Origin of the sequence: Streptomyces massasporeus, assembly GCF_014648995.1 — a bacterium.
Classification (GTDB): domain Bacteria; phylum Actinomycetota; class Actinomycetes; order Streptomycetales; family Streptomycetaceae; genus Streptomyces; species Streptomyces massasporeus.
Genome location: NZ_BMSE01000012.1, coordinates 96,076 through 117,780, shown reverse-complemented (window position 1 = coordinate 117,780; position 21,705 = coordinate 96,076). Strand labels below are relative to the sequence as shown.

The 21,705-nt window shown below is 70.7% G+C and carries 19 protein-coding genes; 16 read left to right on the top strand and 3 right to left on the bottom strand.

Going from position 1 to position 21,705, the window contains the following annotated elements:
- Positions 1-96: 96 nt before the first annotated feature.
- From typA to IE153_RS25130, 7 genes are all read left to right on the top strand, one after another.
- Positions 97-2,004, top strand: coding sequence for a translational GTPase TypA (gene typA, locus IE153_RS25160; protein ID WP_189592093.1), 1,908 nt, complete (start codon positions 97-99; stop codon positions 2,002-2,004).
- A gap of 605 nt (positions 2,005-2,609) precedes the next feature.
- Positions 2,610-4,250 carry a peptide ABC transporter substrate-binding protein gene (locus tag IE153_RS25155; protein ID WP_189592092.1) on the top strand — a complete coding sequence of 547 codons (1,641 nt, stop codon included), beginning with the start codon at positions 2,610-2,612 and terminating at the stop codon, positions 4,248-4,250.
- Positions 4,251-4,396: 146 nt separating this feature from the next.
- Positions 4,397-5,323 carry an ABC transporter permease gene (locus IE153_RS25150; RefSeq protein WP_142159922.1) on the top strand — a complete coding sequence of 309 codons (927 nt, stop codon included), beginning with the start codon at positions 4,397-4,399 and terminating at the stop codon, positions 5,321-5,323.
- Entirely contained in the window at positions 5,316-6,284 is a 969-nt protein-coding gene (locus IE153_RS25145; RefSeq protein WP_189592091.1) for an ABC transporter permease, read from the top strand. Before IE153_RS25150 ends, IE153_RS25145 begins: the two co-directional genes overlap by 8 nt.
- A gap of 11 nt (positions 6,285-6,295) precedes the next feature.
- Entirely contained in the window at positions 6,296-7,354 is a 1,059-nt protein-coding gene (locus IE153_RS25140; protein WP_031103285.1) for an ABC transporter ATP-binding protein, read from the top strand.
- A complete protein-coding gene (locus IE153_RS25135; protein ID WP_189592090.1) occupies positions 7,347-8,495 on the top strand; it encodes an ABC transporter ATP-binding protein in 1,149 nt (382 codons plus the stop codon). The genes IE153_RS25140 and IE153_RS25135 overlap by 8 nt, the downstream gene beginning before the upstream one ends.
- Positions 8,496-8,572: 77 nt before the next feature.
- Entirely contained in the window at positions 8,573-8,989 is a 417-nt protein-coding gene (locus tag IE153_RS25130; RefSeq protein ID WP_189592089.1) for a VOC family protein, read from the top strand.
- A gap of 122 nt (positions 8,990-9,111) precedes the next feature.
- Here IE153_RS25130 and IE153_RS25125 read toward each other — a convergent pair whose 3' ends face one another.
- Positions 9,112-11,238: a S9 family peptidase gene (locus tag IE153_RS25125; RefSeq protein ID WP_189592088.1), complete on the bottom strand. Its 2,127-nt coding sequence runs from the start codon at positions 11,236-11,238 to the stop codon at positions 9,112-9,114.
- A 177-nt stretch (positions 11,239-11,415) separates the two neighbouring features.
- Here IE153_RS25125 and IE153_RS25120 point away from each other — a divergent pair, with 177 nt between their 5' ends.
- The 8 genes from IE153_RS25120 (at position 11,416) to IE153_RS25085 (ending at position 19,165) form a co-directional block, all read left to right on the top strand.
- Positions 11,416-11,610 (top strand): hypothetical protein, encoded by a 195-nt coding sequence (locus tag IE153_RS25120; RefSeq protein WP_031103282.1) that lies wholly within the window; start codon positions 11,416-11,418, stop codon positions 11,608-11,610.
- A 28-nt stretch (positions 11,611-11,638) separates the two neighbouring features.
- Positions 11,639-12,499, top strand: coding sequence for an N-acetyl-1-D-myo-inositol-2-amino-2-deoxy-alpha-D-glucopyranoside deacetylase (gene mshB / locus IE153_RS25115; protein ID WP_189592087.1), 861 nt, complete (start codon positions 11,639-11,641; stop codon positions 12,497-12,499).
- Positions 12,496-12,906 carry a DUF6113 family protein gene (locus tag IE153_RS25110; RefSeq protein ID WP_189592086.1) on the top strand — a complete coding sequence of 137 codons (411 nt, stop codon included), beginning with the start codon at positions 12,496-12,498 and terminating at the stop codon, positions 12,904-12,906. The genes mshB and IE153_RS25110 overlap by 4 nt, the downstream gene beginning before the upstream one ends.
- A 155-nt stretch (positions 12,907-13,061) precedes the next feature.
- The gene (locus tag IE153_RS25105; RefSeq protein WP_189592085.1) at positions 13,062-15,599 is read left to right on the top strand and encodes a hypothetical protein; all 2,538 of its coding nucleotides are present in this window, start codon (positions 13,062-13,064) and stop codon (positions 15,597-15,599) included.
- A gap of 143 nt (positions 15,600-15,742) precedes the next feature.
- A complete protein-coding gene (locus tag IE153_RS25100; RefSeq protein WP_189592084.1) occupies positions 15,743-16,654 on the top strand; it encodes an ABC transporter ATP-binding protein in 912 nt (303 codons plus the stop codon).
- On the top strand, positions 16,651-17,391 hold the full coding sequence (locus tag IE153_RS25095; protein ID WP_189592083.1) for an ABC transporter permease: 741 nt from the start codon (positions 16,651-16,653) through the stop codon (positions 17,389-17,391). Before IE153_RS25100 ends, IE153_RS25095 begins: the two co-directional genes overlap by 4 nt.
- Complete coding sequence (locus tag IE153_RS25090) at positions 17,388-18,554, top strand: sensor histidine kinase (protein WP_189592082.1); 1,167 nt, start codon at positions 17,388-17,390, stop codon at positions 18,552-18,554. Before IE153_RS25095 ends, IE153_RS25090 begins: the two co-directional genes overlap by 4 nt.
- Complete coding sequence (locus IE153_RS25085) at positions 18,551-19,165, top strand: response regulator transcription factor (RefSeq protein ID WP_189592081.1); 615 nt, start codon at positions 18,551-18,553, stop codon at positions 19,163-19,165. The genes IE153_RS25090 and IE153_RS25085 overlap by 4 nt, the downstream gene beginning before the upstream one ends.
- 87 nt (positions 19,166-19,252) lie before the next feature.
- Here the strand turns inward: IE153_RS25085 and IE153_RS25080 are convergent, their stop codons facing one another.
- On the bottom strand, positions 19,253-20,104 hold the full coding sequence (locus IE153_RS25080) for a transglutaminase family protein (protein WP_189592080.1): 852 nt from the start codon (positions 20,102-20,104) through the stop codon (positions 19,253-19,255).
- Positions 20,105-20,121: 17 nt separating this feature from the next.
- The gene (locus IE153_RS25075) at positions 20,122-21,150 is read right to left on the bottom strand and encodes a GNAT family N-acetyltransferase (RefSeq protein WP_189592079.1); all 1,029 of its coding nucleotides are present in this window, start codon (positions 21,148-21,150) and stop codon (positions 20,122-20,124) included.
- 140 nt (positions 21,151-21,290) lie between these two features.
- Here IE153_RS25075 and fdxA point away from each other — a divergent pair, with 140 nt between their 5' ends.
- Positions 21,291-21,611 carry a ferredoxin gene (gene fdxA, locus IE153_RS25070; RefSeq protein ID WP_003973842.1) on the top strand — a complete coding sequence of 107 codons (321 nt, stop codon included), beginning with the start codon at positions 21,291-21,293 and terminating at the stop codon, positions 21,609-21,611.
- Positions 21,612-21,705: the final 94 nt, after the last annotated feature.

Here is a 21,705-nt window from a genome sequence, read left to right as displayed (position 1 = left end):
CATGGGAGGCGGCCGTGGCATGTTGAGCCCGGCAGGGCCCGCGCACCGCAGACGTCCGCGCAGGGCATTCCTCATACTCCGGGAGTACGCCGCAATATGGCCACGCGCCACGACATCCGCAACGTCGCTATCGTCGCCCACGTCGACCACGGCAAGACCACCATCGTCGACGGCATGCTGAAGCAGGCCGGCGCCTTCGCCGCGCACCAGCTCGAAGGCGTCGACGACCGCATGATGGACTCGAACGACCTGGAGCGTGAGAAGGGCATCACGATCCTGGCCAAGAACACGGCGGTGAAGTACCACCCGAAGGACGGGGGGGACGTCATCACCATCAACATCATCGACACCCCCGGTCACGCCGACTTCGGCGGCGAGGTCGAGCGCGGTCTGTCGATGGTCGACGGTGTCGTCCTGCTCGTGGACGCCTCCGAGGGCCCCCTCCCGCAGACCCGTTTCGTGCTGCGCAAGGCGCTCCAGCAGCGGCTGCCCGTCATCCTCTGCATCAACAAGACGGACCGCCCGGACTCCCGGATCGACGAGGTCGTCAACGAGACGTACGACCTCTTCCTCGACCTGGACGCCGACGAGGAGCAGATCGAGTTCCCGATCGTCTACGCCTGCGGCCGCGACGGCATCGCCTCGCTGACCAAGCCGGAGAACGGCACGGTCCCCGCCGACTCCACCAGCCTGGAGCCGTTCTTCTCCACGATCCTGGAGCACATCCCGGCCCCGACCTACGACGAGGCCGCCCCGCTCCAGGCCCACGTCACCAACCTGGACGCCGACAACTTCCTCGGCCGTATCGCGCTGCTCCGCGTCGAGCAGGGCGAGCTCCGCAAGGGCCAGACGGTCGCGTGGATGAAGCGCGACGGGTCCGTCAGCAACGTCCGCATCTCCGAGCTGATGATGACCGAGGCGCTCACCCGCAAGCCGGCGGAGATGGCCGGCCCCGGTGACATCTGCGCGGTCGCCGGTATCCCGGACATCATGATCGGCGAGACGCTGGCCGACCCGGAGAACCCGGTCGCGCTGCCGCTGATCACGGTCGACGAGCCCGCGATCTCCATGGTCATCGGTACCAACACCTCCCCGCTGGTCGGCCGAGGCGCCACCGGCAAGGGCGCCGACAACAAGGCGGCCGTCAAGGACCGCAAGGTCACCGCCCGTCAGGTCAAGGACCGCCTCGACCGCGAGCTGATCGGTAACGTCAGCCTCCGGGTGCTGGACACCGAGCGGCCGGACGCCTGGGAGGTGCAGGGCCGTGGTGAGCTGGCGCTGGCCATCCTGGTCGAGCAGATGCGCCGTGAGGGCTTCGAGCTGACCATCGGCAAGCCGCAGGTCGTCACCAAGGACGTCGACGGCAAGACGTACGAGCCGGTCGAGCGCATGACGATCGACGTACCCGAGGAGCACATGGGTGCGGTCACGCAGCTCATGGGCGTGCGCAAGGGCCGTATGGACAACATGTCGAACCACGGTTCCGGCTGGGTCCGCATGGAGTTCGTGGTGCCGTCCCGCGGTCTCATCGGATTCCGGACCGAGTTCCTGACCCAGACCCGCGGAACCGGCATCGGCCACTCCATCCACGAGGGCTTCGAGCCCTGGTTCGGCACCCTGCAGACCCGTAACAACGGTTCGCTGGTCGCCGACCGCTCCGGTGCCGTCACCGCCTTCGCGATGACGAACCTTCAGGAGCGCGGTGTGCTGTTCGTGGACCCGGGCACCGAGGTGTACGAGGGCATGATCGTCGGTGAGAACTCGCGCGCCGACGACATGGACGTGAACATCACCAAGGAGAAGAAGCTCACGAACATGCGGTCGTCCTCGGCCGACTCGTTCGAGGCGATCGTCCCGCCGCGCAAGCTGTCACTGGAGCAGTCCCTGGAGTTCTGCCGCGACGACGAGTGCGTCGAGGTCACCCCGGAGGCCGTGCGCATCCGCAAGGTGAACCTGGACGCCCGCGAGCGCGCCCGCGCCGCGAGCCGCGCCAAGCACGGCTGACGCCCTTCACCACGGCACCGGGCACCCCGCATGAGCGGGGTGCCCGGTGCCGTTGTGTAAAGGAGGGGGAACGCGAAGGGGAAGGGTAGGGAAAACCCTCGATTTGCCGGTGTCAGCCGTCAGGGGCGGTTTTCTCCCACTACCCTGCTCCGGAAGCGCCACGCCTCCCCGACCCCGGGGAACGCGTAACGGCCTTGCCGCGCAAGCTTCTTGAGCGCGCGACAGACTCCGGTGGCACCCTGCACGGGACCCACGGTACGTCGCAAGCGGTTTATCTCACTCTCGCGTCCGGAATGCGGACAGTCGACACCGATAGATGTGTAACAAGTCCGTTTCGCAGGGATCTTTCACCAAACCCTTTGTCCGGATTTTGGAAGATGTAGGCGAGAGCTGTGATCGAACCGAGACCTCGAGAGTGTGGTTCGGTCCTGGCGTTTGGCAGATAGTTAGGCGCGTAGAGCTCGGATGTACGGGTCAGTAGCCGGCAGCGGCGCGACTCACGAGCGCGGGGGCACTCGACGAATTCCGGCACCGGCGACGGGCGGGGGCCGTGATGTGTCGTGTGCTCCCTTCGCGGTGAACCAATGACTTCATAGGAGGAACCCATGCGCGGTGCCAAGAGCGCCAAGTGGGTCGCGGGGGCGATAGTCGTCGCCCTGGCCGCCACCGCCTGCGGCGGCGGCGACGACAGTGCCGGCGACGACATGAACAAGGGGAAGGCCGACCCGAACGGCATCGTCACTGCGCAGCTGAGCGAACCGCAGAACCCGCTCCAGCCGGCCAACGCCAAGGAGAGCCAGGGCAGCCGTGTCCTGCGCACGATCTTCGCGGGTCTGGTCGACTACGAGCCCGGCACCGGCAAGCTCGAGTACGTCAACGCCGAGTCGGTCACGCCGAACAAGGACTCGTCGGAGTGGACCGTCAAGCTCAAGGCGGGCTGGAAGTTCCACGACGGCACCCCGGTCACCGCGAAGTCCTACGTGGACTCCTGGAACTGGTCCGCCAACATCAAGAACAACCAGACCAACTCCAGCTGGTTCGCGGACATCGTCGGCTTCGAGGACGTGCACCCGGAGAAGGGTGACCCGAAGAGCGACAAGATGTCGGGTCTGAAGGTCGTCGACGACAACACCTTCACGATCAAGCTGACGCAGCCGGTCTCGTACTTCGCGTACAAGCTGGGCTACGACGTGTGGGCTCCGCTGCCCGAGGCCTTCTTCAAGGACCCGAAGGGCTTCGGCGAGAAGCCGGTCGGCAACGGCCCGTACAAGTTCGTGTCCTGGGAGCACAACAAGCTCATCAAGGTCCGCAAGTTCGCGGGCTACAAGGGCCCGAACGTCGCCAAGAACGGCGGCATCGACTTCAAGAACTACACGACCGCCGACGCCGCGTACTCGGACCTGCGCTCGGACAACGTGGACTGGATCGAGCAGGTCCCGACCACCGCGCTGACGAACTACAAGACCGACCTCGGCGACCGCGCCATCGACGAGCCGTACTCGGCCGTCCAGTCGATCGTCCCGGCGTTCTACACCAAGCAGTTCAAGGACATCGACCCCAAGGTCATCCAGGGTCTGTCCATGGCGATCGACCGCCAGACGATCACCAAGACCGTCCTCCAGGGCACGCGTACCCCGGCCGACTCCTACGTCGCCCCGGGCGTCCTCGGCTACAAGAAGGGCGCGCTCGGCGACATCGTCAAGTTCGACCCGGCCCAGGCCAAGAAGCTCATCAAGGACAACGGCGGCGTCCCGGGCAACAAGATCCAGATCCAGTACAACGCCGACCAGGACCACAAGCCCTGGGTCGACGCGGTCTGCAACTCGATCCGCAAGTCCACCGGCGTCGAGTGCACCGGCGACCCGAAGCCGACCTTCCAGGCCGACCTCGACGCCCGTGACAAGGACCAGGTCAAGTCCATGTACCGCGGTGGCTGGGTGCTCGACTACCCGGTCAACTCGAACTTCATGCGCGACCTGTACGGCTCCACGGCGGCCGGCAACACCAGCGGTTACTCCAACAAGGAGTTCGACAAGCTGAGCTCCGAGGCGGACAAGGCCAGCTCGATCGACGAGACCGTGAAGCTGTACCAGAACGCGGAGCAGCTCCTCGCCAAGGACATGCCGGCGATTCCGCTCTGGTTCTACAAGGTCAACAGCGGTCAGTCCAAGAACATCCTGGGCAAGATCGAGTACGGCCAGGACGGTGACCCGATCTTCGACACCATCCAGGTCAAGCAGAAGTAACCAGACGACCGCAGACCGGTGCCGCCCCTCCCGCACAAGGGGAGCGGCGGCGCCGGTCCGTAGGCACAGGCCTCCACCTCACCCCCCTCACCTGCGGTAGATGAGTGCGCAGGCCTCGCCGACCCCTCACGGCATGGAGGCGCAAGATGGGGCGCTACGCCGCCAGGCGACTGCTCCAGATGATCCCGATCTTCATCGGGACAACTCTGTTGATCTTCCTGATGGTCCACATTCTGCCGGGCGACCCGGTCCGGGCCATCTACGGGGACAAGGCTCCCGATCCCGCACAGATCGCGCAGATCAAGCGCGAGTACGGCTTCGACAAGCCCGTCCTCGAGCAGTACTTCCACTACATGCTGAATCTCCTCAAGGGAGACTTCGGCAGCAACCTCGCCGGACGTCCGGTCGCCGACCTGATGGCCGAGGCCTTCCCGGTGACCCTGCGGCTGACGCTGCTCGCCATCACCATCGAGATCATCATCGGTGTCGGCCTGGGCGCGTGGGCCGGTCTGCGGGCCGGTAAGGCCGCCGACACCGGCGTGCTGGTCTTCACCCTGACGGTGATCTCCATCCCGGTGTTCGTGCTGGGCTTCATCGCCCGGTTCATCTTCGCCGACGAACTCGGCTGGCTGCCGCCCAACGTCCAGGACTCCACGAGCTACTCGCAGTTGTTCCTGCCGGCGTTCGTCCTGGCCATGCTGTCGATGGCCTATGTGGCCCGGCTGACCCGGACGACCTTCGCCGAGAACCTGCGGGCCGACTACATCCGCACCGCGCTCGCCAAGGGCCTGCCCCGGCGCCGCATCATCGGTGTCCACCTGCTGCGCAACTCGCTGATCCCCGTCGTCACCTTCGTCGGCACCGACGTCGGCGGCTTCATCGGCGGCGCGGTCATCACCGAGGGCATCTTCAACATCCAGGGTGTCGGCAACCTCCTCTACAGGGCGATCCAGACGAGCGAGGGCTCGACGGTCACGGGTGTGGTGACGGTCCTCGTCCTCGTCATCCTCCTGATCAACCTGCTCATCGACCTGCTGTACGCGGTCCTGGACCCGAGGATCCGGTATGCCTGACGTGACCAAGGCCCAGACCACCGACGCCGCGGCCGTGGACGCCATCGCCCCGCCGGCCGTCGACGCACCCGGCAAGGAGAGCACGCAGAAGAGCGAGAAACCCCGCTCCCTGTGGGGCGACGCCTGGTACGACCTGCGGCACCGGCCCATGTTCTGGATCTCCTCGGTGCTGCTGGTCCTGCTGCTGGTGATCGCCGCGTTCCCCGGCATGTTCACCAGCGTCGACCCGCGTGACGGCGATCTGGTCCACCACTACCTGGGCAAGCCGGAGCTGGGGCACTTCTTCCAGCCCGACTGGTTCGGCTACGACCAGCAGGGCCGCTCGATCTACTCGCGTGTCATCCACGGCACCCGTGCCTCGATCCTCGTCGGCGTCTGCGTCACCGCGGCCGTCACGCTGCTCGGCGGACTGCTCGGCATGCTGGCCGGCTACTTCGGCGGCTGGATCGACTCGGTGATCTCCCGGATCGTCGACATCTTCTTCGGCCTGCCGTTCCTGCTCGGCACCATGGTCGTCCTGAACGCCTTCACCGAGCGCAAGGTCTACGTGGTCATCCTGGCCCTGGCCTTCCTCGGCTGGACCTCGATCGCCCGCGTCATGCGCAGCTCGGTGATCACGGCCAAGCAGGCGGACTACGTGACGGCGGCCCGGGCGCTCGGCGCCGGCACCACGCGGATCCTGTTCCGCCACGTGATGCCGAACGCCGTCGCGCCGACCATCGTCGTGGCCACGATCGCCCTCGGCGGTTACATCTCGGCTGAGGCGACGCTGTCGTTCCTCGGCCTCGGCCTCAGCGACCCGACGATCTCGTGGGGCATCGACATCTCCGAGGGCAGCAAGGTGATCCGGGACAACCCGCACACGCTGCTGTTCCCGGCGGGCATGCTCAGCCTCACGGTCTTCGCGTTCATCATGCTCGGCGACGCGGTGCGCGACGCCCTTGACCCGAAGCTGCGCTGAGGAGGGCGTACGTGACCACCATCGACAAGACCCGGAACGTCCCCGAGCCGCGCGGCGCGGCCGAGGGTGACGTTCCCCTGCTCGAAGTGCGCGACCTGCACGTCGAGTTCCACACCCGTGACGGTGTGGCCAAGGCCGTCAACGGCGTCAACTACACCGTGAGCTCCGGCGAGACCCTCGCCGTGCTCGGCGAGTCCGGCTCCGGCAAGTCGGTGACCGCCCAGGCCATCATGGGCATCCTCGACATGCCGCCCGGGCGGATCCCCAAGGGGCAGATCCTGTACCGCGGCGAGGACATGCTCACCATGTCCAACGACGCCCGGCGCAAGGTCCGCGGCAGGAAGATCGCCATGATCTTCCAGGACGCGCTGTCCGCGCTGAACCCGGTGCTGTCCGTCGGCTACCAGCTCGGCGAGATGTTCCGCGTCCACCAGGGCCTGAGCAAGAAGGACGCCAAGGCCAAGGCCATCGAGCTGATGGACCGCGTGAAGATCCCGGCCGCCAAGGAGCGCGTCGGCGACTACCCGCACCAGTTCTCCGGCGGTATGCGCCAGCGCATCATGATCGCGATGGCGCTCGCCCTGGAGCCGGACCTGATCATCGCCGACGAGCCGACGACGGCCCTCGACGTGACGGTCCAGGCCCAGGTGATGGACCTGCTCGCGGAGCTCCAGCGCGAGTACAACATGGGCCTGATCCTGATCACCCACGACCTCGGCGTGGTCGCCGACGTCGCGGACAAGATCGCCGTGATGTACGCGGGCCGGATCGTGGAGACCGCGCCCGTGCACGAGCTGTACAAGCGGCCTGCGCACCCCTACACCAAGGGTCTGCTCGAGTCGATCCCGCGCCTGGACCAGAAGGGCCAGGACCTGTACGCGATCAAGGGCCTGCCGCCCAACCTGACGCGTATCCCGTCCGGTTGCGCCTTCAACCCGCGGTGCCCGCAGGCACAGGACATCTGCCGCACGGACGTCCCGCTGCTGCACCCGGTCACCGAGCGCGACGGCGGCGAGCTGCCCGGCCGCGGCAGCGCGTGCCACTTCTGGAAGGAGACGATCCATGGCTGAGCTGGACAAGACGGACGAGTCCATGGACGCCACCCCCAACGTCACCGAGGTCGAGACGATCGAGGCCGCCACCGATGCGGAGGCCGTGGCCGCCATCGAGGCGCCGGTCGAGCGCGGTGAGCCGATCCTGCAGGTGCGCAACCTGGTCAAGCACTTCCCGCTGACCCAGGGCATCCTGTTCAAGCGTCAGATCGGCGCGGTCAAGGCCGTGGACGGGGTCTCCTTCGACCTCTACCAGGGCGAGACGCTCGGCATCGTGGGCGAGTCCGGCTGTGGCAAGTCCACGGTCGCCAAGCTGCTGATGATGCTGGAGAAGGCGACCGCGGGCGAGATCTTCTACAAGGGCCAGGACATCACCAAGCTGTCCGGGCGTGCGCTGAAGGCGGTCCGCCGGAACATCCAGATGGTGTTCCAGGACCCGTACACCTCGCTCAACCCCCGTATGACGGTGGGCGACATCATCGGGGAGACCTTCGAGATCCACTCCGAGGTGGCGCCGAAGGGTGACCGCCGCCGCAAGGTCCAGGAGCTCCTGGACGTCGTGGGCCTCAACCCCGAGTACATCAACCGCTACCCGCACCAGTTCTCGGGCGGTCAGCGCCAGCGCATCGGCATCGCCCGCGGCCTGGCCCTCAACCCCGAGATCATCATCTGCGACGAGCCGGTCTCCGCACTGGACGTGTCCGTCCAGGCACAGGTCATCAACCTGATGGAGAAGCTGCAGAACGAGTTCAACCTCTCGTATCTCTTCATCGCGCACGACCTGTCGATCGTCCGGCACATCTCGGACCGCGTGGGTGTGATGTACCTCGGCAAGATGGCCGAGATCGGCTCGGACACGGAGATCTACGACCACCCGACGCACCCCTACACCCAGGCGCTGCTGTCGGCCGTCCCGGTCCCCGACCCGGCGGCCCGCGAGGGCCGCGAGCGGATCATCCTCACCGGCGACGTCCCGTCCCCGGCCAACCCGCCCTCGGGCTGCCGCTTCCGCACCCGCTGCTGGAAGGCCCAGGACAAGTGCGCCCAGGAGGTCCCCCTCCTGGCCATCCCCGAGCGCTTCCAGGGCTCGGACACCCCGGCGGCCCACGAGTCGGCCTGCCACTTCGCAGAGGAGAAGGACGTGGTCCACGCGGCCTGACCCGCCGTTGCGACGTCCGCACCGGTTCCCGGCATCCCTTCAACGGGGTGCCGGGAACCGGCGTTCGAGGATCCTGAATGCTGCATCACATCGAACTGTGGGTTCCCGACCTGCCGCGCGCGATCCGCGCATGGGGCTGGCTCCTCGGCCGCCTCGGCTGCCACCCGTACCAGGAGTGGGAACACGGCCGCAGCTGGCGGCTCGGCCCGACGTACCTGGTCGTCGAGCAGTCGCCGGCGATGAGCGCGGCCGGGCACGACCGCATGCGGCCGGGGCTCAACCACCTCGCGTTCCACGCGGGGCCACCGGTGCGGGTCGACGCTCTGGCCGCCGAGGCTCCCGCGCACGGCTGGAGGCCGCTCTTCGCGGACCGCTACCCGCACGCCGGCGGCCCCGACCACTACGCGGCCTATCTCTCGAACACCGACGGTTTCGAGGTGGAACTCGTGGCGTCCGAGGCACACACCCCCGCAAACCCCCGCCAACTGCGTTAACACGCAGGCAACTTCGCCGACCCGGTTCCGATATACGGACGCGTCAGGCTGATCGGCGTACGGCCGTGCGGGTGCCGTAAGCGGGCCGGGGCGCTGTGAGGCGTTCCGGCCCGTCGCCGTGTTCAGGCGGTCGTGATGCCCAGGGAGCGCTTCAGGAAGTCGACCTGGAGGAGGAGCAGGTTCTCGGCGACCTGTTCCTGCGGGGTGATGTGGGTGACGCCGGACAGCGGCAGCACCTCGTGCGGGCGGCCGGCGGCCAGCAGGGCCGAGGACAGGCGCAGGGCGTGGGCGACCACGACGTTGTCGTCGGCGAGGCCGTGCACGATCATCAGCGGGCGGTGCGGCTCGGCGGGGGAGGACAGTCCGTCGGGAGTGACCAGAGAGCTCTTCGCGTACGACTCCGGGTGCTCCGCCGGGGTGCCCAGGTAGCGCTCCGTGTAGTGGGTGTCGTACAGGCTCCAGTCGGTCACCGGCGCGCCCGCGATGCCCGCGTGGAAGACGTCAGGGCGGCGCAGCACCGCCAGGCCCGCCAGCCAGCCGCCGAAGGACCAGCCGCGGATCGCCACCCGGGACAGGTCCAGGGGGTGGCGCTTCGCGAGGTCCTCCAGCGCCTCCACCTGATCGTCCAGCGACAGCGTGAAGTCGTGGTGGATCGCCTTCTCCCAGGCGGGGGAGCGGCCCGGGGTGCCGCGGCCGTCCGCGACCACGACCGCGAAGCCCTGGTCCGCGAACCACTGCGAGGTGAGGTGCGCGTTGTGGGCCGCGACCACTCGCTGGCCGTGCGGGCCGCCGTACGGGTCCATGAGCACCGGCAGCGGGGTGTCACCGTCGTAGTCCCGAGGCATAAGCACGGCGCACGGGACACGACGTGCGCCCCCCTCGGTAAGCGTCACGCGGGGGGACATACCGGGATCTTCGGCGTACGACGGGACAGTCCTGGTCGGTTTTCCGTCGCGCAGGACCTGCACCAGAGAACCTGGCCGATTCAGCGTCGCCGAGACCAGAACCGTCACCGCCCCGGCCCGCACCGCCGCGTGCACGCCCGGCTCCTGCGACACCCGCTCCACACCCAGCTCGTTCACCCGGTGCACATGCACCTGGCCCGTCTCCGCCTCCCCGGCCGCCTCCGCGCCCGCGGACGCCGAGACCAGCACGTCGTGCTCGGAGACGTCCAGCACGGCCCGGACATGCAACTGCGCTCCCGTGAGCGGCCGTTCCCCGACCGCCAGGACCCGCGCACCGCCCTCGTCCGCGATCCGCACCAGCTGACCGGACGGGCTCCAGCACGGCACCCCGGGGAAAAGATCAAGCCATGTTCGATCTTCGTCGGCGTGCACCATCCGCGTCGCACCGGTGTCCGGGTCCACGGCCAGGATCAGCTGACTGCGCTGGTCGCGCGCCTGTACGAGCAGCAGCGGCGCGCCCGCCGCTGACCAGTGGACATGCGCCAGGTACGGGTAGCGCTTCCGGTCCCAGGCGACCTCCGTGCGCGGCCCGTCCAGGCCGATCACGAACAGCCGCACCTCCGCGTTGCCCGTGCCCGCCGCCGGGTACGGCACACGCTGCGGCTCCCGTTCCGGATGCGCGGGGTCGGCGATCCACCACCGCCGCACCGGCGTGTCGTCCACCCGCGCCGCGAGCAGCCGGTCCGACTCCGGAGCCCACCAGAAGCCCCGGGAGCGCCCCATCTCCTCGGCCGCGATGAACTCGGCCAGTCCGTATGAGACATTCTCCGACTCCGGCTCGGCGAGCGCCCGGTCGCCCTCCCCCTCGGCGCCCACCACCCGCAGAGCCCCCTGCGCGACGTACGCGACGTGCCGCCCGTCGGGCGACGGGCGCGGGTCGATCACCGGCCCCGGCGCGGGCAGTTCACGCGCCGTCCCGGCCCGCAACTCGGCCGCGAAAAGCCGCCCTGACAAGGCGAAAGAGGCCAGTTCGACCGCTGTGTCGGTGGCGTACCCGACGATGCCGGCCCCGCCCTCGCGGCTGCGCTCGCGCCGGGCCCGCTCCTCGGGCGAGAGGTCCTCCGAGGCGCCGCCCAGCAGGGCGCGCGGGTCGGCGGCGACGCGCTCCCCGCCCTCCTCCGTGTCGAGGACCCAGAGCGAATTCGCCCGGTCCGTACCGGAACCTGAGCGCAGGAACACGACACGCGAACCGTCGGGCGCCACGGTGAACGAACGCGGCGCGCCGAGGGTGAAGCGCTGGGTACGGGCGTGCCGCCGGGGGAAGGAGTGAGGCTCGGTCGTCATGCCCTGACCATATTGGCCATGCGCCCCCTTGTGCGGCCGTGCGCCGATCGATGCGCGCAGAGGGATAGTTATGATCAATGTCGCATAGTGGGTATGAACCCGCTGGCTGCTGTACGGATTTGATGCCCCCATAGTCCGACCCCCCGCGCCCTTGTGGATCTTTGGAGGTGAGCCGCCGTGGCACTCTCGATTTCGGCGGTGGTGCTGCTGGCGATCATCGTCTTCCTGCTCGTCAAGAAGTCGGGACTGAAGGCGGGGCATGCGATCGTCTGCATGCTGCTCGGCTTCTACCTCGCCTCGTCGACCGTCGCTCCCACGATCAACGAGCTGACGACGAACATCGCGGGCATGATCGGCAGCATCAAGTTCTGACCGGCGTGGGACCTCGTAGGCTGGTCCCATGACGGAACTGCCCGACCGGCGTCTGCTGCTGGTGCACGCGCACCCGGACGACGAGTCGATCAACAACGGCGCGACCATGGCCAGGTACGCGGCCGAGGGTGCCCACGTCACCCTGGTCACCTGCACCCTCGGCGAGCGCGGCGAGGTCATCCCGCCCGGGCTCGCGCACCTGACGGGCGCCGCCCTGGGTCAGCACCGCCGCCGTGAGCTCACCGCCGCCATGGCCGAGCTCGGCGTCCGGGACGTCCGCCTGCTCGGCGGCGCCGGGCGCTACAGCGACTCCGGGATGATGGGCCTGCCCGACAACGACGACCCCGGCTGCTTCTGGCAGGCCGACGTCGACGAGGCCGCCGCACACCTCGTCGAGGTGATCCGCGAGGTTCGCCCCCAGGTCCTCGTCACCTACGACGACCACGGCGGCTACGGCCACCCCGACCACATCCAGGCCCACCGGGTCGCCATGCGCGCCGCGGAACTGTCCGCCGACGCCGGTGTGCCCGTCCCCAAGGTCTACTGGAACCGGGTCCCCCGGCCCGTTGTGGAGGCGTCCTTCGCGCGGCTCCGGGAGGACCTGCCCGGCACGCCCTTCACCAAGGCGGCCGAGGTCGACGACGTCCCGGGTGTCGTGCCCGAGGAGCGGATCACCACCGTGGTCGACGGCACCGCCCACGCCGCCGCCAAGGCCGCCGCGATGCGCGCCCACGCCACCCAGATCACCGTGGCCGAGCCGTACTTCGTGCTGTCCAACGAACTCGCCCAGCCGATCCTCACCACCGAGTACTACGAACTGGTGCGGGGCGAGCGGGGCTCCGGGGAACCGGAGACGGACCTCTTCGCCGGTGTCGGGGAGGCCTCATGAGCGACCGGACGTCGATGCTCGCCCAGCCGATGCGCCCGCCCACCGCCGGACGCGTCGGCGCCTGCCTGGGATTCTTCGTGCTCGGCGCCCTGGTCGGCGTGGCCGGGGCCCTGGTGCAGCCCGGGTGGTTCCCGGGCGGGCTGCTGCTCGCCCTGGCCGGTGAGGCCGGAGCCGTCCTCGGTGCCACACGCGTCCTGCGCGGCCGGGCCGGGGGCGTCTCGGCCGCCGCCGGCTGGATGCTCGCGGTCGTCCTGCTCACCGCCAGCCGCCCCGAGGGCGACTTCCTCTTCGCCGCGGGGAGCGGCTCCTATCTCTTCCTGCTCGGGGGCATCGCCGTGGCTGTGATCTGCGCCACCCTCGCCCCGGGGCGGCAACCGGACGGCGGTCCCGTCCGACTTGCCAAGTGACGTACCACTTCGCCGGGACGTGGCCTGGGGGATCCGGTGTGGGTTTCCCGGCGGTCACGGGATACGGGCGAGAAGTGGCCAGTATGGTGGTGCGCGCCGCCGAGCTGCCCGCGTGAGGTTGTGTCGGGCGGCGGAGCCAACCGGGAGAACCTGCCTTGAGTCGTGAAACTGACACTCCGTCCTCCGGGCCCAACGGGCGCGGTGGAGCCGCCTACCCGTCGGGTACGCCGCCGTACGGGACCCCGACGGTCTCCGACGCGGGTACGGACGCGGGCCGTTCCGCCACGCGGCCGGAGGAACGCAAGACCGAGACCACGCTGACGACCCGGATCCGGATCAACATCCCCGGGTCGCGGCCCATTCCGCCCGTGGTGGTGCGCAAGCCCGTCGCGGAGGCGGAGGGCCCGGCCGGCACCGACACGCACGGTGAGGCGTCGACGGCGCCGGGCGCCGCCCCGTCCACGGGCGCGGGCCCGGGCACGGTCGAGCCCCCCGCCGAGCCCGCACAGCAGGGCGACGACAAGCCGGCCAGCGACTGGTTCGCCCCCCGCAAGTCGGGCGGAGGCAAGGGCGGTCCGGGCAGCGGCTCCACCAACGGGGCCGGGCTGCCGGGCGGTTCGCGTCCGGCATCAGGCGGCTCCGGCGCGGGCGGACCCGCAGCCGGCGCGTCCGGCGGTGCGCGGCCGGGTGCCGGGCGGCCCGGAGGCGTGGTCGGCTCCATGGGCGCGCCGGGCGGCTCCCGGTCCGGCGGTACGAACGGTGCCGGGCTCCCGGGCGGTGCGACCGGCGGCCCCGTCGCGCCCGGGCACGGCGGCGGCACCGGCTCCTTCGACGTCACCGAGGCCCTGGCGGCGGGCCCGCTGGGCAACGGCTCGCGTCCCGCCCCCGGCGGCGGCGAACCGCGCCGCGACGACCTGCCGTACTTCTCGGACAGCGGCCGCGACGGGCAGAACGGGCAAAGCGGGCAGGCCGGTTACGGCGGTCAGCCCGGTGGCCCGAGCGCCGCGGACGGCTTCGGCACGCCGGGCCCCGGCTCCCGGGGCCCGGCCGGCCCGACGGGCGGACCGGTCACCGGTGACGGCCCGATGGTGCCGCCGGCCGGCGCGGGCTTCGACGAGCAGGGCGGTCCCGGGAGGCCGGGCGGCTTCAACGCGCCGGGAGGCCCGGGCGGCCCCGGCGGCCCCGGCGGCTTCGACAACGAGCCGGGCGGCCCGGCCGGCCCCGGTGCCTTCAACGCACCCGGCGGCCCCGGTGGCCGTAGCGGCCCTGACGGCTTCGGCGACCCGGGCAGGCCCGGCGCCCCCGAGGCCTTCAACGACCCCGGTCGTCCCGGCGCCCCCGGCGCCTTCAACGACCCCGGTCGTCCCGGCGCCCCCGGCGCCTTCAACGCCCCCGGTCGGCCGGGAGGCCCCGGAGCCATAGGCGGCGGCCCCGGCGGCCCGGGTGCCCAGGGCGGTACCCCCGCTCCGGGCGCCGCAGGCCCCGGCCCCGGCGGCGGCATGAGCGACGACACCGCCATCCTGACCCCGCAGAAGCCGGCCCCCGAACCGCCGGACGGCCAGGGCTACGGCCCCCGGCACGACAACGTCTCCGGGCACACGGTCACCAGCGGCATCCCCGTCGTACCGTCCGGCGCTGCCTCGCCCTTCGGCCCGGGCGCACCCGGTGACGGCCCGGTGCCCCACGCGGCGCCGAAGCTGCCCGAGCCGGTGTCGCCGCCCCCCGCGAGTTCCTCCAAGGCGCCGAAGAAGAAGGGCCGCAACAAGCTCGTGCTGCTGGCCGTCGGCGTGGTCGTCCTCGCCGGTGGCGTCTACGGCGCCGGGCTGCTGATGAACCGCACCGACGTGCCCAAGGGCACCACCGTGCTCGGCGTCGACATCGGCGGCACCACCCGCGACGGCGCGGTCAGGAAGCTCGACGAAGCCTTCGACAAGAACGCCGGCAAGGAGCTGAAGCTGTCGCTGGGCGGCAAGACCGTCGCCCTCGACCCGGACAACGCGGGCCTGCAGTTCGACATGGACGCCACGGCCGACGCGGCGGCCAAGAGCGACTACAACCCGGTCTCCGTGATCGGCTCCCTGTTCGGCAACCACCGTGTCGTCACCCCGGTCATGCCCGTCGACGAGGAGAAGCTGCACGCCTCCCTGGAGGCCGCCGCGGGCGGCTCCGGTGCGACGACCGACGGCACGATCGAGTTCAAGGGCGGCAAGGCCGTCCCCGTGTACGGCAAGACCGGCAAGGGCGTCGACCTCACCAAGTCGACGGCGGCGGTGGAGGAGGCCTACCGCACCCAGGTGGAGACCGGCACGGCCGGCACGGTGAACCTCCCGACCACCACCCGCCAGCCGACGGTCTCGAACGCCGAGGTCGACCGGGTCCTGAAGGACTTCGCGCAGCCCGCGATGTCGGCCAAGGCCATCGTGCAGACCGACGCGGCGCACAGCATTCCGTTCGGCGCGCTGTCCCTGCCGAAGATCCTCAGCTTCAAGGCCGTCGACGGCAAACTCGTGGACACCTACAACCTCAAGGCGCTCCAGGAGGCGTACGGCAAGACCTTCGAGGGCGTGCAGATCGAGGGTGCCGGCGGCAAGCGGGACGTCCTCCCGCAGGACGTCGTCACGGCGCTGCGCAAGGCCCTGCGCGGCAAGACGCCCGCGGAACGCGTCGGAGTCATCGACACCAAGCCGAACTGACCTCCGGCCACCCGCCGCACGAGAGCCTCCGCCCGATGAGGGCGGGGGCTCTCGACGTCACCCCGCACACATGACAACCGTCATGCGGCACTCCGGACGCCCGACACTGCCCCCGCCGGCACCCCCGAAGCCACGATGTCCGTATGACAACGACAGCCTCGGTGGTCGCGTTCGACCAGGTGAGCAAGGCGTACGACGCCGTCCGGGCCGTGGACGGACTGACCCTCGACCTCAGCCCCGGGCAGACCGTGGCACTGCTCGGTCCCAACGGGGCCGGCAAGTCCACCACCCTCGACCTGCTCCTCGGTCTCAAGAAGCCCGACAGCGGTACGGTCCGGCTCTTCGGCACCAGTCCCCGGGACGCCATCGTCGCCGGGCGCGTGGGCGCCATGCTGCAGAGCGGCGGCCTCATGGACGAGGTCACGGTCGCCGAACTCGTCCGGCTCGCCTGCGACCTGCACCCGAAGCCGTACCGGCCCTCCGAGGTGCTCTCCCGGGCGGGCATCGCGCAGATCGCCGACCGCAAGGTCAACAAGCTCTCCGGCGGCCAGGCCCAGCGCGTCCGCTTCGCCCTCGCCACCGCCGGCGACAGCGACCTCATCGTGCTGGACGAGCCCACCACCGGGATGGACGTCACCACCCGCCAGGCCTTCTGGGCCACCATGCGCGAGCAGGCCGAGCAGGGCCGGACCGTCCTCTTCGCCACCCACTACCTCGAAGAGGCGGACGCCGTCGCCGACCGGGTCCTCGTGCTGCACCGCGGCCGGCTCCTCGCCGACGGCACGGCCGCCGAGATCAAGGCCAGGGCGGGCGCCCGCCGGGTCTCCTTCGACGTGGAGGGCGCCCTCGACGAACCCGCCCTGCGCGCCCTGCCGTTCCTGACCGGGATCGACATCTCCGGCCGGACCGTGCGCATCCAGTCCGCCGACGCCGACGCCACCGTCCACGCCCTGTACGGCCTCGGCGTCTACCCCCGCAACCTCGAAGTGGCCGGGCTCGGCCTGGAGCAGGCCTTCGTCGCCATCACCACCGCCGAGGAGGCGAAGTCGAAGTGAACAGCCTGATCAAACTGGAACTCGCCCGCGCCCTGCGCAACCGCAAGTTCCTGTTCTTCTCCGTGATCTACCCGTCGGTGCTGTTCCTGATCACCGCGGGCAACGCCGACAGCACCACGAAGGTCCCCGGCAGCGGCCTGACCCTGCCGACCTACATGATGGTCTCCATGGCGTCCTTCGGCGCCCTCACGGCCGTCCTCATGGGCAACAGCGAGCGCATCGCCAAGGAGCGCGAGGGCGGCTGGGTGCGGCAACTGCGCCTGACCACGCTCCCGGGCCGCGGGTACGTCCTCGCCAAGACCGCGAGCGCCGCCGTCGTCAGCCTGCCGTCCATCGTCATCGTCTTCGCCGTCGCGGCGGCCGTGAAGGACGTCCGCCTGGACGCCTGGCAGTGGCTCGCGCTCACCGGCGCGATCTGGGCAGGCAGCCTCGTCTTCGCCGCGCTCGGCGTCGCCATCGGCTACCTGGCCACCGGTGACGCGGTCCGCCCGATCACGATGATCACCTACTTCGGCCTGTCCATGCTCGGCGGTCTGTGGATGCCCACGACGACCTTCCCGGACTGGCTCCAGGACATCGCGAAGTGGCTGCCCACGCACGCGTACGCTGCCCTGGGACAGGCCATCGAGCAGAGCCGGGCCCCGCACGTCCAGGACCTCGCCGTCCTCGTGGTGTCGTTCGTCCTGTTCGCGGGCGGCGCGGCCTGGCTGTACCGGAAGGACACCCTGAAGGCGTGAGCGGCGTCGGGTTCGGCATCGGGCAGCGCCCGGTCAACCGCAGGCAGCGGGTCGTGAAGTCGCTGTGGACCGGCATCTGGCTGGTCTACCTCGGCGCACCCGTCTCCGACCTGCTGCACGGCGGGCACAGCACGGGCGTGCGGATCCTCGGCTGGCTCGGCCTGGCCGCGTTCGTGGCCTGGTACATGGTGCTGGTCTTCCGCACCGGCCGCGGCGAGCGCAACGGCCTGGTGCTCGGTTCGCTCGGCGTCCTCGCGGCCCAGTCCGCGCTCCTCGCCCTCACCCTGGGCCGCGAGTGGCTGGTGCTGTTCGTGTACGTCTCGATCGCGTCCGGCGCGGCCCTGCCGCTGCGCATGGCCCGCTGGACGATCCCGGGCGCCTGCGCGCTGCTGACCGCCGTGGCGTCCGCCGTGCCGGACGGGCACTCCTACCTGGCCGGACTGCTCATCCCGGCCCTGCTCGGCGGCTTCGCGATGACGGGCGTACGCGAACTCGTCCGCACGACCATCGCCCTGCGCGAGGCCCGCGCCACCGTCGCCCAGCTGGCCGCCAACGAGGAGCGCCTGCGGCTGGCCAGGGACCTGCACGACCTGCTCGGCCACTCCCTGTCCCTGATCACCCTCAAGAGCGAGCTGGCCGGGCGGATGCTGCCCGGCCGGCCCGACGAGGCGGCCCAGCAGGTCGCCGACATCGAACAGGTCAGCCGCCAGGCCCTCGTCGACGTACGCGAGGCCGTCACCGGCTACCGCCGCCCCCGCCTGCACGCCGAACTCGCCGGTGCCCGGGTCGCCCTGACCGCGGCCGGCGTCAGCGCAGCGCTCCCCGGCGAACCCGACCTCGACGGCGTGCCCGAGGAGAGCGAGTCGGCCCTCGCCTGGGCGCTGCGCGAGGCGGTCACCAACGTCGTACGGCACAGCGGCGCCCGCCGCTGCACGGTCGAGCTGCTGCGCCGCCAGACCCTGGACGGCCCGGTGCTGGAACTCACCGTCGAGGACAACGGCTCGGGCGGCGCGGGCACCGGCCAGGGCAACGGTCTCGCGGGCCTCACCGAACGCCTCACCAAGGCCGGCGGCACCCTGGAGGCGGGCCCGCTCAAGTCCGGCTTCCGCCTGGTCGCCCGCGTGCCGACGGCCGGACCGGCGGACGTAGGATCCCCGGCATGAGCCGCACGATCAAGGTCCTGCTCGCCGAGGACCAGTCGATGGTCCGCGAGGCCCTGGCCGCCCTGCTCGGCCTGGAGGAGGACATCGAGGTCGTCGCCCAGGTGGCCCGCGGCGACGAGGTCCTTCAGGCGGCCCGCGCACACGCCGTGGACGTGGCCCTTCTGGACATCGAGATGCCCGGCGCCACGGGCATAGAGGCCGCGGCCCGCCTGCACGCGGAGCTCCCGGCGGTGAAGCTGGTCATCCTCACCACCTTCGGCCGCCCCGGCTACCTGCGCAGCGCCATGGAGTCCGGCGCCGACGCCTTCCTGGTCAAGGACGCCCCGGCCGCACAGCTCGCCGAGGCGATCCGCACGGTCCTCACCGGCGAACGCGTCATCGACCCGACCCTGGCGGCAGCGGCCCTGGCGGAAGGTGCCAACCCGCTGACGGACCGGGAGCGAGAGGTCCTGCGGGCCGCCGCCGACGGCTCCACCAACGCCGAACTGGCCACGGCCCTGCACCTCTCCCAGGGCACCGTCCGCAACTACCTCAGCACAGCCATCCAGAAGCTGGCGGTGAGAAACCGAGCAGAGGCGGTCCGGGTGGCACGGGAAAAGGGCTGGTTGTGAAGCTTTCAGGGGCGCGTGGGACTGCGCGAGGCAGTCCCACGCACCCGCACACGCGAGGCCACACGAGCCCCGCATGGCGAGAAGGCGTCAGTTGAGCATCGCCCTGGCCGCGAAAGCCTCCCCCCGCACCCGCTCGGCCGCGGCCTCGTCCACGGCCTTCACCACCTCCGCGTAGGCCTCCAACTCCTCGGCCCCGGCCACGAACTCCCCCCGCTGCACCAGCAACTGCGCCCGCTCGTACCGCAACCGGGCCGGATGCGACGGCAGCAGCAACGACAACTCGACCGCCCACAACGCCACGTCCGACCGCTCCGGACGCGCCGCCGCCCACGCCCGCACGTTGTTCAGGATCCGCAGCACCACATCCAGCGGATCCGCCGGCCGCAGCATCGACGGATCGATCCCCGACCCCGTCGCCCCGGCCACCAGCAACTCCGCGTCCGCCCCCGTCAGCACCCGCCCGCCGTCGAACGGGTCCGCGAGCACCTGCCCCTCGTCGGGCCCGAACCCGACCACGAAGTGCCCCGGCAGGGCCACCCCGTACACCGGGGCTCCGGCCCGCCGGGCCACCTCCAGCCACACCACGGACAACAGGATCGGCAGCCCCCTGCGCCGCACCAGCACCTCGTGCAGCAGCGAGGACTCCAGCCGCTGGTAGTCGGCGGGGCTGCCGTGGAACCCCATGCGCTCACCGAGCAGCTCCCCTAGGGCGACCGCCCACGCCCGCGGCCCGCCGGGCCGGTACGGCAGCAGCCCGGCCAGCCGGTCCAGCTCGACCTGCGCGGCGTCCAGGCCGGCCTCGTCCAGCTCCCCGTCCGCCTCCGCGCCCACCAGCAGGCACAGCGTCGACAGATCGGGCCGCTCGGACCGGGCCTCTTCGGCGAACCGCCGCCGCAGCTCGGCGGAGCGCTCGGGGGGCGGGGGAAACGGGGGACGCATGACTGGCTCGTGCCCTCTCACGACGATCGGTTACCGGCCGCTGCGGCGCCCTCCGGCGCCCGGTAGTGGTGGTAGGCGTGGTGCGCGGCGAAGCCCATCCCGGCGTACAGCGCCCGCGCTGCCGCGTTCTCGGCCTCGACCTGGAGCCACGCGGCCGACGCGCCCTCGTCGAGCGCCTGCCGGGCCAGCGCGGCCATCACGGCCGTGGCGAGCCCTCGGCGCCGCAGCGCCGGGTCGACCTCGACGGCGGCGAAGCCGGCCCACCGCCCGTCGACGACACACCGCCCGATGGCGGCGGGAGGCGCCTGCGCGCTCTCCCCGGGCACGGTCGCGAACCACACGGAGGGCCCGCTCTCCAGAACGCGGATCGCCACCTCGCTCACGCCCTTGCGCTGGTACCGGGCCAGCCATCCCTCATCGGCCTGCCGGGACAGCACGACCCCCGCCGGATCACCCCGGTCGGCGATCGGCGCCAGCGGCCCGACCCACAGCTCGGCGGTCACCTCCCGCACCCAGCCCCGCTGCTCCAGCTCGGCGCAGAGCAGCTCCTGCGTGCCCTCGGCACCCGTCGCGGTCTGGACGTAGGCGGGCAGTCCGCGCTCGCCGTACCACCGCCGCACGGCGTCCAGGGCCTCGTCGAGCGGCGCGTCCGGCGCGTCCAGCGGCAGCACCGAGTTGGCCCGCCGCGTGAACCCGGACGCGGCCCGCAGCTCCCACCCGCCGAGCCGCTCGCTCTCCACGGGCCGCCAGGCCCGCGCGGCGACTCGCGCCAGCTCCTCGTAGGAGGCGGCGGGACCGCGGCGACGCGCCGGTGCGGCCGGCACGGTCTTGCCCGCGACCAGCGTCGATTCCGCGATACGGACGCTCTCGCCACTCTTGCGTGTGATCAGCAGCACACCGTTGTCCCATGATGTGAGAACACCGACCGTGTCGGTGAACTTCTCACCCGGAGCATGATGTTCGATCAAGCTCCGCACGGAGACCCGTTTGCCCACGTCAGCAGTGGTGATACGGACCTCGAGTCGCCCGGCGGCAGAGATTTCCACAGGTCAGTTCACCCCTCCTGTTCGGATCATGCCCAGGAACGGAGATACTAGGGGCGGGCATCGACGACGCCGCGCTCCCGCGCGCCAGGCGGCGGAGCCTGAGGAGGCCCGCCAGCGCCCTATCGAGGAGGAACGACAGCGTGACCTACGTCATCGCGCAGCCTTGTGTCGACGTCAAGGACAAGGCGTGCATCGAGGAGTGCCCGGTCGACTGCATCTACGAGGGCCAGCGGTCCTTGTACATCCACCCGGACGAATGCGTCGACTGTGGTGCCTGTGAGCCGGTCTGCCCGGTCGAGGCGATCTTCTACGAGGACGACACTCCCGAGGAGTGGAAGGACTACTACAAGGCGAACGTCGAGTTCTTCGACGAGCTCGGTTCGCCCGGCGGAGCCAGCAAGCTGGGGCTGATCGAGCGCGACCACCCCTTCGTCGCCGCGCTGCCGCCGCAGAACCAGTAAGAGCGGCCCGCACTCCGTGCCGCCTCGGTCCCGTACGGCCCGATCAGCCCGCTGATCGCCGTACGGGGCCGAGGCGTTTGCCGTGACCGGCTCG